At 62.3% G+C, this 13,059-nt stretch carries 8 protein-coding genes; all 8 read left to right on the top strand.

Translation table 11 applies throughout. The annotated features are described in order from the left end of the window. Positions 1-189: 189 nt before the first annotated feature. The 8 genes from D886_RS0113530 (at position 190) to D886_RS0113490 (ending at position 12,934) form a co-directional block, all read left to right on the top strand. Entirely contained in the window at positions 190-1,872 is a 1,683-nt protein-coding gene (locus tag D886_RS0113530) for a fatty acid--CoA ligase (protein ID WP_027594445.1), read from the top strand. Between the two features lie 332 nt (positions 1,873-2,204). After that, a complete protein-coding gene (locus tag D886_RS0113525) occupies positions 2,205-4,091 on the top strand; it encodes a DUF1302 domain-containing protein (RefSeq protein WP_027594444.1) in 1,887 nt (628 codons plus the stop codon). A gap of 25 nt (positions 4,092-4,116) precedes the next feature. After that, positions 4,117-5,481 (top strand): DUF1329 domain-containing protein, encoded by a 1,365-nt coding sequence (locus D886_RS0113520; RefSeq protein ID WP_027594443.1) that lies wholly within the window; start codon positions 4,117-4,119, stop codon positions 5,479-5,481. Positions 5,482-5,889: 408 nt separating this feature from the next. Continuing rightward, positions 5,890-8,607, top strand: coding sequence for a LuxR C-terminal-related transcriptional regulator (locus tag D886_RS0113515; RefSeq protein ID WP_027594442.1), 2,718 nt, complete (start codon positions 5,890-5,892; stop codon positions 8,605-8,607). A gap of 175 nt (positions 8,608-8,782) precedes the next feature. Beyond that, positions 8,783-10,390 (top strand): tetratricopeptide repeat-containing response regulator, encoded by a 1,608-nt coding sequence (locus D886_RS0113510; RefSeq protein WP_027594441.1) that lies wholly within the window; start codon positions 8,783-8,785, stop codon positions 10,388-10,390. Then, positions 10,387-11,079, top strand: coding sequence for a sensor histidine kinase KdpD (locus D886_RS0113505; protein ID WP_027594440.1), 693 nt, complete (start codon positions 10,387-10,389; stop codon positions 11,077-11,079). Before D886_RS0113510 ends, D886_RS0113505 begins: the two co-directional genes overlap by 4 nt. 390 nt (positions 11,080-11,469) lie before the next feature. After that, positions 11,470-12,114, top strand: a complete 645-nt coding sequence (locus tag D886_RS0113495) for an MBL fold metallo-hydrolase (protein WP_027594439.1) — start codon at positions 11,470-11,472, stop codon at positions 12,112-12,114. Between the two features lie 109 nt (positions 12,115-12,223). Next, positions 12,224-12,934, top strand: coding sequence for an OmpA family protein (locus D886_RS0113490; protein WP_027594438.1), 711 nt, complete (start codon positions 12,224-12,226; stop codon positions 12,932-12,934). Positions 12,935-13,059: the final 125 nt, after the last annotated feature.

The following is a 13,059-nucleotide window of genomic DNA, read 5'->3' as shown; positions in this document are numbered from 1 at the left end:
GGGCCATCAACTTCGGGGGCACTGTCCGAAGCGGTTGAGCGCAGTGTCTAGCCCGCGGTTACCACGCGTCAACGCCTGCCACTCATACCTCGTCGGTCCAAATCATTCCTTCGGCTGATTTGACCGTCACATTCAGCTACTACAGTAGATCCAGACTTGTCCGGCCCGTTTTTCAGAAAAGGGATACCCATGTTGCAGACCCGCATCATCAAACCCGCCGAAGGCGCCTACGCCTACCCCCTGCTGATCAAACGCCTGCTGATGTCCGGCAGCCGCTACGAGAAAACCCGCGAGATCGTCTATCGCGATCAGCTGCGCCTGACTTATCCACAGCTCAACGAGCGTATCGCGCGCCTGGCCAATGTGCTGACTGAGGCCGGGGTCAAGGCCGGTGACACGGTGGCGGTGATGGACTGGGACAGCCATCGCTACCTGGAATGCATGTTCGCCATCCCGATGATCGGCGCGGTGGTGCACACCATCAACGTGCGCCTGTCGCCAGAACAAATCCTCTACACCATGAACCACGCCGAAGACCGCGTGGTGTTGGTCAACAGCGACTTCGTCGGCCTTTACCAAGCGATTGCCGGGCAGTTGACCACCGTCGACAAGACCTTGCTGCTGACCGACGGCCCGGACAAGACCGCCGAGCTGCCCAACCTGGTCGGCGAGTACGAGCAGTTGCTCGCCGCCGCCAGCCCGCGCTATGACTTTCCGGATTTCGACGAAAACTCGGTGGCCACCACCTTCTACACCACCGGCACCACCGGCAACCCCAAAGGGGTGTACTTCACCCATCGCCAGCTGGTGCTGCATACCCTGGCCGAAACGTCGGTCACTGGCAGTATCGACAGTGTGCGCCTGCTTGGCAGCGATGATGTGTACATGCCCATTACCCCGATGTTCCACGTACATGCCTGGGGTATCCCCTACGCCGCCACCATGCTGGGCATGAAGCAGGTGTACCCGGGGCGTTACGAGCCGGACATGCTGGTCAAGCTGTGGCGTGAAGAGCAGGTCACCTTCTCCCATTGCGTGCCGACCATCCTGCAGATGTTGCTCAATTGCCCGACCGCCCAGGGCCAGGACTTCGCAGGCTGGAAGATCATCATCGGCGGCAGCGCGCTCAACCGCTCGCTGTATCAGGCGGCCCTGGCGCGTGGCATCCAGCTGACTGCCGCGTACGGAATGTCCGAGACCTGCCCGCTGATCTCGGCAGCGCACCTGAACGATGAGCTACAGGCGGGCAGCGAGGACGAGCGTGTCACCTACCGGATCAAGGCCGGTGTGCCGGTGCCGTTGGTCGAGGCGGCGATCGTCGACGGCGAGGGCAATTTCCTCCCGGCCGATGGCGAGACCCAGGGCGAACTGGTGCTGCGCGCGCCCTGGCTGACCATGGGTTACTTCAAGGAGGCGCAAAAGAGCGAGGAGCTGTGGCAGGGCGGCTGGCTGCACACCGGTGATGTCGCGACCCTCGACGGCATGGGCTACATCGATATCCGCGATCGCATCAAGGACGTGATCAAGACCGGCGGGGAGTGGATATCCTCGCTCGACCTCGAAGACTTGATCAGCCGTCATTCGGCCGTGCGCGAAGTGGCGGTGGTGGGGATCGCCGACCCGCAGTGGGGCGAGCGGCCGTTTGCCCTGTTGGTGGTACGTGATGGGCAGGCCATCGATGCCAAGTCACTCAAGGACCACCTCAAGCCTTTTGTCGAAGAAGGGCACATCAATAAATGGGCGATTCCAAGTCAGATCGCCGTTGTTACTGAAATTCCCAAGACCAGTGTCGGCAAACTCGACAAGAAACGCATCCGCCAGGACATCGTCCAGTGGCAGGCCAGTAACAGTGCGTTCCTTTCTACCCTGTAAACCCCGTGCGGGTCGTGGACGACAGAACACGACCCGCAGGCTAGAGAGCTCGGCGCCTTGCCAAACAGGAAAAATGCGCCATGCTTCAGCACGGCCAGCACGTAACCCGAAAAACCTCGTAGCGAGTTGGCGGCACGGAGCGCAAATCACACTTTAGAGGGATCAAGCGCCTGTGCCTTGCTGGCTATAGTCGAGGCCAGGAGATTTTCAGGAATGGGGGAGGGCGACACGCGCAAGCCGTGTTGCCGCAGGTGCAAACCTGCACACCGGTCCCACGGACCGTTTCTGAAAGGACTCACTGCCATAACAAAAAAGTACATGGAGTAGCGTCGATGAAATCTGCAAACCTGTTCTGGCGCCGGGCCAAGTTGCCCTTGGCCGTCAGCCTTGCTTCCACGCTCGCAAGTCCTGCTTTCGCTGTCAGTTTCAACATAGGTGAAATCGAAGGGCAGTTCGACTCGTCGCTCTCCGTTGGCGCCAGCTGGTCGACCGCCAGCCCGAACAAGAACCTGATCGGGGTCAACAATGGCGGCAAGGGGCTGTCGCAGACCTCCGATGACGGCCACCTCAACTTCAAGCGTGGCGAGACCTTCTCCAAGATCTTCAAGGGCATCCACGACCTGGAGCTCAAGTACGGCGACACCGGGGTGTTCGTGCGTGGCAAGTACTGGTATGACTTCGAGCTCAAGGACGAAAGCCGCCAGTTCAAGGACATCAGCGACTCCAACCGCAAGGAAGGCGCCAAGTCGTCCGGCGCCGAACTGCTCGATGCGTTCGTCTACCACAACTATTCGATTGGTGACATGCCAGGCTCGGTGCGCCTGGGCAAGCAGGTTGTCAGCTGGGGTGAGAGTACCTTCATCGGCGGTGGTATCAACTCGATCAACCCGATCGACGTGTCCGCGTTCCGCCGCCCTGGGGCCGAGATCAAGGAAGGCCTGATCCCGGTCAACATGTTCTACATCTCCCAGAGCCTGACCGACAACCTGTCGGCCGAGGCCTTCTACCAGATCGAATGGGACCAGACCGTCGTCGACAACTGCGGCACGTTCTTCTCGCAGCCGGACATCATTGCCGACGGCTGTACCGACAACCTGCGCGTGCTCAACAGCAGCCGCACAGTACCGGGCGCGGCCCAGCAGTTCCTCGCCACCCAGGGCGTTAACATCAACGAGGAAGGCGTGATGGTGCGCCGCGGGGCCGACCGTGATGCGCGTGACAGCGGCCAGTTCGGTGTGGCGCTGCGCTACATGTTCGACCCGCTGGACACCGAGTTCGGTGCCTACTTCATGAACTACCACAGCCGTGCGCCGATCTTCAGCGCCACCGGTGCCCCGCCCTCCGTGTTCGCTGGCCTGAGTGCCCTGCCGGCACAGTTGCGCGCGCTGGCACCGCTGATCGTGGCCGGTAACTCCGAGTACTTTGTCGAGTACCCTGAGGACATCCGCCTATACGGCCTGAGCTTCTCCACCACGCTGCCTACCGGTACCGCCTGGAGTGGTGAAGTCAGCTACCGCCCCAACGCGCCTGTGCAGCTCAATACCACCGACATCCTGTTCTCCGGTGTACGCCCAATTGGTGGCGCCCTGAGCAACGCTTCGCTGCTCTCCGGTACCCCTGGCCAGGACCTGCACGGCTACCGCCGCAAGGAAATCACCCAGTTCCAGACCACCCTGACGCACTTCTTCGACCAGGTGATGGGCGCCAGCCGCATGACCGTGGTAGGTGAGGTGGGGGTCACCCATGTCGGCGGCCTGGAAAACGCCCACGAAACCCGCTACGGCCGCGACCCGGTATTCGGCCCCGGCCCACTGCCGGCCACAGGTGGCGCGGACACCTGCCAGGCGCTCAACGCCAGCACCATCGCAGGCGCGGGTGCCGGTGCATCGACCACCAACCTGAATCGCAAGTGCGAGAACGACGGCTACACCACCAGCACTTCCTGGGGTTACCGCGGCCGGGTCATCTGGGACTACAACGACGTCTTCGCCGGGGTCAACCTCAAGCCGAGCGTGGCCTGGTCGCATGACGTTTCCGGCTACTCGCCCGGCCCTGGCGCCAACTTTGAAGAAGGCCGCAAGGCCGTCAGCCTGGGCCTGGACGCCGAGTACCAGAACACCTACACGGCGAGCCTGTCGTACACCAACTTCTTCGACGGCAAGTACAGCACCGTGGATGACCGCGACTTCGTCGCCCTCAGCTTCGGCGTGAACTTCTAAGAATACTGATCCAGGACGACACGACATGAACAAGACCAGAAGTCTGCTGCAAGCCGGTGTGCTGGGCCTGTCCCTGCTGGCGACCAGTGTCATGGCAGCGGTGTCTGCCGATGAGGCGGCCAAGCTGGGCAGCACCCTGACCCCGATGGGCGCCGAAAAGGCCGGTAACGCCGATGGCTCGATCAGTGCTTGGCAACCGCTGTCGAAATCAGCGGGCAGCGTCGATGCCAAGGGGTTCCTTTCCGACCCGTATGGCAGCGAAAAGCCGCTGTTCACCATCACCGCGCAGAACGTCGACCAGTACAAGGACAAGCTCTCGCCGGGCCAGGTGGCAATGTTCAAGCGCTACCCAGACACCTTCAAGATCCCGGTGTTCAAGACCCACCGCGGCTCCACCGTGCCTGACGATGTATTCGCCGCCATCAAGAAAAACGCCACCCAGACCACACTGGTGGAAGGCGGCAACGGCTTGAACAACTTCGATACGGCGGTGCCGTTCCCGATCCCGAAAAGCGGCCTGGAAGTGATCTGGAACCACATCACACGCTACCGAGGGGGCAGTGTCAGCCGCCTGGTTACTCAGGCTACGCCACAGCAGAACGGCTCTTTCAACCCGGTGTATTTCTCCGACCAGTTCGTCTTCCGCGACAAGATGAAGGATTACGACGCAAGCAACCCGGGTAATATCCTGTTCTACTTCAAGCAGGAAGTGACCGCGCCCGCTCGCCTGGCCGGGACCGTGCTGCTGGTGCACGAAACCCTCGACCAGGTGAAGGAGCCGCGCAAGGCGTGGATCTACAACGCCGGCCAGCGTCGTGTACGGCAGGCACCGCAAGTGTCATACGACGGCCCCGGTACCGCTGCCGACGGCCTGCGTACCTCGGACAACCTGGACATGTTCAACGGTGCGCCAGACCGTTACGACTGGAAGCTGGAAGGCAAGAAGGAACTGTACATCGCCTCCAACGCCTTCAAGCTGGATGACCCCAAGCTGAAGTACACCGACATCATCAAGGCCGGGCACATCAACCAAGACTTGTCGCGCTACGAGCTGCGCCGCGTCTGGCACGTGGTCGCAACCCTCAAGCCGGGCCAGCGGCACATCTACGCCAAGCGTGACTTCTACATCGATGAAGACACCTGGCAGGCCGCAGTGATCGACCAGTACGACGGCCGTGGCCAGCTGTGGCGCGTTTCCGAAGCCCATTCCCAGCCGTACTACAACAAAGAGGTGCCTTGGTACACCCTGGAAACCATCTACGACCTGCAGTCGGGTCGTTATTTGGCGCTGGGCATGAAGAACGAAGAGAAGCGTGCCTACGACTTCGGCTTCAGTGCCAGCAAGGCTGATTTCCAGCCCGCGGCCCTGCGCCAGGCAGGTGTACGTTAATCTGAAAGCCTTTCACTCCTGTGATCCCCAGAACGTCCCGGCTTGCCCGGGACGTTTTTTTATCCTGCTCCGGCGATGGTTTCAAGTCCTGTAGGAGCAGCCTTGTGCTGCGAAGAGGCCATTGCAGCCGAAGATAATCTCTAGCCTTACCGGCCTCTTCGCAGCACAAGGCTGCTCCTACAGGTATTGCACTGGCCTTGAAAGCTGCGCAATCCCTGTGGGCGCGGGCAATAAATCTGCTGAATACCCAATCAAACCCCCGCTCCAGCCCCTGTCCATCAGGGTTGTTGCTTTTTGTCGTAGTCTTTTACAGCCCTATTGTGCCCATCATCTTCAAATGCGCTGCATTACCCGCTAGTCTCGCAAACATCCGTACCGCCGTTGTCTTCCCTTCAGAACGAGCCGGCCATGACAGATCTGTCCCGTACGCATGGATTCGCCAGCCAGGCCCTAGGCCTGCTGGACGGGCGTTTCTTCCGGCCGCCGCTGCCGGACGGCCATGTGCCGCGTGCGCGGTTGTGTCAGCGTTTGCACGCCGGCCTCAATGGGCGGTTGCTGCTGGTCAACGCACCGGCGGGCTTTGGCAAAAGCTCGCTGGCCATCGAATTCTGCGAATCCCTGCCGGAGCACTGGCGCAGCCTTTGGCTTGGCCTGAGCCAGCGCGATGCCGACCCCGGCCGTTTTCTCGAGCGGCTGCTCGAAGGCCTGCAGCAGTACTGCCCTGCATTGGGTGGACAAGCCATGGGCCTGCTGAAAATGCGCCAGCGCCACCAGCCCTTCGCGTTCGAGGAGTGGATCGACGGCCTGCTCGATGAACTCGCCCAATACCTGCAAGCCGATACGCCTCTGCTGTTGGTGCTGGACGATTACCATTTGGCCCAAGGGCCCGTACTCGACCGCTGCCTGCAGTTTTTCCTCAATCACTTGCCCAGTGGCCTGGTGCTGTTGATCACCAGCCGCCAGCGCCCGGACTGGCACCTGGCGCGCCTGCGCCTGTCGCGGCAACTGGTCGAACTCAACGAGCAAGAGCTGCGGCTGACACCCGACGAGTCACTGGCGGTAATCGGCCGCCACCCCACCGGCTTGCGCGGCCAGGCGCTGGATAACCTGATCCAGCGCAGTGACGGCTGGGTGGCCGGGCTGCGCTTCTGGCAGCTGGCCGCCAGCGAGTCCGGTGATGAGCAGGCTTTGCCCCACGCACTGCACGGTGGCGAGGGGCTGATACGCGACTACTTGCTGGAAGAAGTCATCGAGATCTTGCCGGCCGACGTGCAGGCCTTTCTCTACGACACGGCGTGCCAGGAGCGCTTCTGTGCCCAGCTGTGCGATGCCCTGCGCGACCGCCAGGACAGCGCCGATATCCTGCGCTTCCTGCAGGCCCATCAAGTGTTTCTGGTGCCCCTGGACGAGCACGGCCACTGGTTTCGTTACCATCACCTGTTCTCCGACCTGCTGCGAAGCCGCCAGGCCAGCGAACCGCCAGCGCGCCTGCACCTGCGTGCGTGCCGCTGGTTCGAGGCCCAGGGTTTGCTGGACGAGGCGGTTGAGCAGGCGCTGCGGGCCGGCCACCTGGACGTGGCGGCCGACCTGGTGCAGAGCCTCTCCGAGGAGCAACTGCTGGCCGAGCAGAACGTTGGCATGTTGCTGCGCTGGAAGATGGACCTGCCCGACAGCTTGCTGATCAGCACGCCGCGCCTGATCGTGCTGTACAGCTGGGCGTTGGGGCTGGCGTGCCAGCTGGATGCGGCCGAAGAACTGGCAAGCTACCTCAGCCGTTTTCTGCCTGCGCCCTCGGCGACCGCACAGAAGTCCATGCTGGCCCAGTGGCTGGCCCTGAGTGGGGTGATCGCGCGGGGGCGGGGGGATCGCGCGCGTACCCTGGCCTACTGTGGCGAAGCCTTGCAAAGCTTGCCGTGCAAGCGCTACGGCCAGCGCCTGGTGTGCCTGTCGACACTGTCCAACCTGGCCATCACCGATGCCGACTTCTGGCATGCACGCGGCTGGAACCGCGAAGCCCTGGAGCTGGCCCAGCGCGTCGGCAACCCGCTGTTCGAAGCCCTGGCTCATTACGATCGAGCACGGGTGCTGCATGCCCGGGGTGAAGTGTTGCGGGCGCTGGACGAAGTGCGCCAGGGCCTGCAGCGCCTGCAGGGGCTGTCGGGGCAGCGGTTGTACGCCGTTCGGGCCAGGCTGACGCTCTACGAGGGTTACCTGCTGGTGTCGCGCCTGCAATCAGCCCAAGGCCGTGCGCGCTTGCGTGCGGGGCTTGGCGAAGCGCGTGCCTGCCGAGACATCAGCGTGCTGATCGGCCACTGCGTCATTGCCACGCTCGATGGCCGCGAGGGCCACTTCGCCGAAGCGTTCGCCGAGCTGGCCGAGGCGGAGCGGCTGATGCACATCTGGGATGTTCCACCGATCTACTACTTGGCCATGATTACCCTGGTGAAGTGCGAACTGTGGTTGGCACAGGGGCGCACCGATCTTGCCGAATCCTGGTTGCTGCGGCTGGGGCAAACCTACGGTGGCGAGCAACCGGCAGCAGCGCCGGAGTTCCACCCGCTATTACCCCTGCATATCGAACTGCAGCAGGCATTGCTCGAGCGCATCCAGTTGCGCACCGAGGCGTCGGTTCAGCGCCTGTCAGGGCTGGTCGAACGTGGCGTGGCCAGTGGCGGCATGCTGCTGGCCGTCAGTGCACTGTGCCAGTGGCTCGCCCTGCTGCTCGCTGAAGGCCGAGACGCGCAGGCTGCCGGGCTGCTGCCAAAGGCACTCGAGGCCGCCCAAGGCGGTGTCCTGCAACCGTTCCAACCCTTGCTCGAAAAACACCCGCAGTGGCTGCACGAGCAGCTTGCAGCGCGCTCGGCTTGCCCGGTCCAGGTCGAACTGCTCAAGCGCCTGCCTCCGTTACCTGCCGTCAGCAGTGGCAGTGGCGAGGCATTGAGTGGGCGGGAGCGGGCCGTGCTTGAGCTGATCGCCCAAGGCTGTTCCAACCAGCAGATCAGCGAACGGCTGTTCATCTCGCTGCACACCGTGAAGACCCATGCCAGCCATATCAACAGCAAACTGGGCGTCGAGCGCCGCACCCAGGCGGTGGCCAAAGCCAAAGCGCTGGGCCTGCTGGCCTGACAGTAGCCGCACCAGGGGTTTGCCCGCTAAAGTAATGGCTTGAGGCTATTACTGGGCCGTTGTTTAGCGCGCTGCGTGCTCTATCCTCATCTTTCCCGGCCGGCTGCCGATACAGCATTCGGTGGTATGCATCGCCTTGCGCGATTTTTCAATCATCCCAATACAGGTCGTGTTGATGCTGCAGTACGGGCAAAAGAGCTTTCTGATCGTCGACGACTTTACCGACTTTCGTACGTCGACCCGTTCCATGTTGCGCGAACTGGGTGTGCGCGACGTGGACACGGCCGACAGCGGCGAGCAGGCGCTGCGCATGTGTGCGCAGAAGCGTTATGACTTCATCCTGCAGGATTTCCACCTGGGCGACGGCAAGAAGAACGGCCAGCAGGTGCTCGAGGACCTGATCCTCGACAAGCACATCAGCCATGAATGCGTGTTCATCATGGTGACCGCCGAGAGCAGCCAGGCCATCGTCCTCAGTGCCATCGAGCATGAGCCCGATGCCTACCTGACCAAGCCGTTCAACCGGGTGGGCCTGGCCCAGCGCGTCGAGAAGCTGTTCCAGCGCAAGACCTTGCTCAAGCCGATCCTCCAGGCGCTGGACCGCGGCCGCCCGGCCGAAGTGCTGGCAGCGTGTGCCGAGCTGTGCAAGAAGGACCCGCGTTTCGCCCCCCTGTGCCTGCGCTACCGCGCCGATGCCTTGCGCGGGCTCAATCGCTTCGACGAGCTGGAAAAGTTTCTCAAGGCCATTCTCGCCAGCCGCCCGCAGCCGTGGGTGTATTCGGCGCTGGGCAGCTTGATGCACAAGCGTGGCCAGAATGCCCAGGCCCAGGGTGTGTATGAACAGGCCCTGAAGGCCTTCCCGATCATGCCGGGCCTGTACGACGGTATGGCTGAAGTGCTGGTGGCGCAGGGCGAGACCAAGCGCGCGCAGAACATGCTGGAAGAGGCGGTGCGCCTGTCGCCGCTGTCGGTACGCCGGCAGTCCACGCTGGGCAAGCTGGCGCTGGGCAACGAAGATTTCGAAAGTGCCTCCAAGGCGTTCCGCCATGCCGTGAACCAGGGGCAGAGCTCGCGCTACAAGGATGCCGAGAACAACCTTGGCCTGGTTCAGGCGCTGATGAACAAGAACGCAGGTTTTGGCCTCGACGCCCGTACCCGCGTCGAGATCAACACCGTGCTCAGTGAAGTGGCCAAGGAATACCCTGAAGATCAGGGCTTGCAGGTACGCGCCCGCATGATGAAGGCCGCCAGCCTGCAGCAAGCCGGCGATGCCGAGACGGCCGCCAAGCTCACCGAGCAGGCCATGCAGCGTCTGGACAAGATGGAGCAGTTTTTCTCGGTCGATGCCGCGTTGACGGTGGCGGCTCAGCTGCAGGCGTCAGGGCAGGAAGCGGCCGCGCTCGGCGTGCTCAAAAGCTGCGTTGAAAGTTACGGCGACGACCCCAAAGTGATGCAGAGGGTGGCCAAGCTGACGGATGATCCGGCGGTGCTCAATGCGATCACCGAGGCCGTCACCCTCAACCGCCAGGGAGTGCGTAGTTACCAGGGAGGTCAGCTCGACGAAGCGCTGCAGTTGTTCCGCAAGGCCTTGGCCTTGCAACCCAAGAACATCAGCATCGCCCTCAACACCGCCCAGGCGCTGCTGCGCATCGGGGGGGATGACCCACAGCCTGCGATCATGCAGGAATGCCGCGACGCCTTGACCAGCGTGGCCGGTATCCCTGCCAGCGACAACCGCTATGACCGCTATGGCAAACTGCACATCCGAGTGTTCGGCGCATGAATCAAGACAATCAGGGGCTGGATTTTTCCACGGTGATCGCCTCCACCGTGCACGACCTCAAGAACTCCCTGTCCGCGCTGATTCAGTCCCATGACCAGTGGCTGGCGCGCCTGCCTGAAGAGTTGCGCGGCGGCACCGAGCAAGGGGTGATGGAACATGAGTTCCGGCACCTCAACGGTATGCTGGTGCAACTGCTGGGGTTGTACAAACTGGGCGTGAACCAGCTGCCGGTGTGCCCGGACTACCATGAGCTGGATGACTTCATCGAAGCCCAACTGGCCGCCCACCAAGAAGTGCTCAAGCACAACGACATCCTCGCCACCTGGCGCATCGACACCGACAACCCGCTGGGCTTCTTCGACCGAGAGCTGGTGGCATCGGTGATCGCCAACGTGATCACCAACGCCACCCGGTTTGCCGGGCATGCGTTGTTGATCAGCATCGAAGAAGAGGCGAATCAACTGGTCATCTGCGTCAACGATGACGGCCCGGGTTATCCACAGCGCATGCTCGAGCGCCAGGAAGAGTTCATCCAGGGCATCGATTCACACAGTGGCAGCACGGGCCTGGGCCTGTATTTCGCTGCGCGGATCGCGGCGCTGCATGAGAGCGATGGGGTGAGGGGGCGGATTGAAATTTCCAATGGCGGGGCGCTGGGGGGCGGGTTGTTCAGGTTGTTCTTGCCGTAAAACAGCATGGCAAGTGGGTGCAGGACACAATTCTGAGGCGCCTATGAGAACGAGCGCCGCCCGCGCGGCGCTTCGCAGCACAAGGCTGCTCCTACACTTGTTTCGGGCCAATTATTCCTGAGCCATTGGCGCGTGGCCCCTGACCGCCCACCTCAATATCGTGTCGAATCAACAAAGGCGGTCGCGCGCCAACATTACAGGCCTCACTGGCCCGAAACAGGTGTAGGAGCAGCCTTGTGCTGCGAAGCGCCGCGCGGGCGGCGCTCGATTTCGAAAACATCCAATACCGCCAGTCTTGCACCTGGCAGGCACAGCGCAATATCTTGTAAACCACCAGGAGCCACCTCGACTTGAAGGCGAGTGAGATCCTCAATGTTATTGAGATACACAATGAACCAAGCCCCACCCACCCTCATCCGCGAAACCTTCCCCGTAGGTCCCCTACAGTGCAACTGCACCTTGATCGGCGACCCATTGACCAAAAAGGCCATCGTCGTCGACCCAGGCGGTGACCCGGACAAGATCCTCGCGCGCCTGCAGGCCCATGGCTTGACCCTGGTGAGCATCATTCACACCCACGCGCACTTCGATCACTTCCTCGCCTCGGGCAAGCTCAAGGAGCTAACCGGCGCGACGCTGCACCTGCACAAGGACGACCAGTCGCTGTGGGACAACCTGGAGATGCAATGCCAGATGTTCGGCGTGCCCTACACCCCGGTGCCGCCGCCAGACCGCTGGTTGAGTGATGACGAGGCGCTGCCCTGTGGTTGTGGCGTGGCCTTGCACACCCCAGGGCACACGCCGGGTTCGATGAGTTTCTGGTTTGCCGATGCCAAGCTGCTGATTGCCGGCGACACCCTGTTCCGTCGCGGTATTGGCCGCACCGATTTGTGGGGTGGCGATCAGCGGGCTATCGTTCGTTCGATCAAGGAGCGGCTGTACCGGCTGGATGAAGAGGCCATCGTGGTCACTGGCCACGGGCCAGACACCCGCCTGGGTGACGAGATGCGCGAGAACCCGTTCGTGCGCGCATGAACCTGCATGAAAAGGTGTTCATGGAATTTTTTGCCGTCTGGGCAATCCAAGGCTGGCATAGATCCATTCGCGGTCTGCCGCATTTATGAATTTCAGTAGGAGCTTGTCCATGTTCACCATGCGTCGTCTGATTATCGTCGCAACCGCCGCTGCCCTGATGACGGGCTGCGCCAGCCAGAACCCGTACGACAACCAGGGTCAGGCGCAGGGCTCCACGGGGATGAGCAAGACCGCCAAGTACGGCGGCCTGGGCGCGCTGGCCGGTGCCATCGCCGGCGCCGCCATCGACCACAACAACCGCGGTAAAGGCGCACTGATCGGCGCTGCCGCAGTGGGTGCCGCCGCCGCAGGTTACGGCTATTACGCCGACAAGCAGGAAGCCGAACTGCGCGCGCAAATGGCCAATACCGGCGTCGAAGTGCAGCGCCAGGGTGACCAGATCAAGCTGATCATGCCCGGCAACATCACCTTCGCCACCGACTCGGCCAACATCGCGCCTAGCTTCTACTCGCCGCTGAACAACCTGGCCGGCTCGTTCAAGCAGTTCAACCAGAACACCATCGAAGTGGTTGGCTTCACCGACAGCACCGGCAGCCGCCAGCACAACATGGACCTGTCCCAGCGCCGTGCGCAAGCGGTCAGCACCTACCTGACTTCGCAGGGTGTCGATGCTTCTCGTATTTCGGCACGTGGCATGGGCCCGGACCAGCCGATCGCCAGCAATGCCGATGCTAACGGCCGTGCGCAAAACCGTCGTGTCGAGGTCAACCTGAAGCCGATTCCTGGCCAGCAGTATGACCAGGGCCAAGTTCAGCAGTAAGGCCACAACACAGGGGCCGCTGTGCGGCCCAATCGCCGGCAAGCCGACTCCCACATGACCGTGTGGGTCTTAAGTCCTGTGGGAGCCGGCTTGCCGGCGATTGGGCTGCACTGCAGCCCCTGGAT

It is taken from the genome of Pseudomonas sp. LAIL14HWK12:I7 (assembly GCF_000483465.1).
GTDB classification, from domain to species: Bacteria; Pseudomonadota; Gammaproteobacteria; order Pseudomonadales; family Pseudomonadaceae; genus Aquipseudomonas; species Aquipseudomonas kermanshahensis.
The sequence above is the reverse complement of the archived record's forward strand: the minus strand, read 5'-3'. Positions and strand labels throughout refer to the sequence as shown.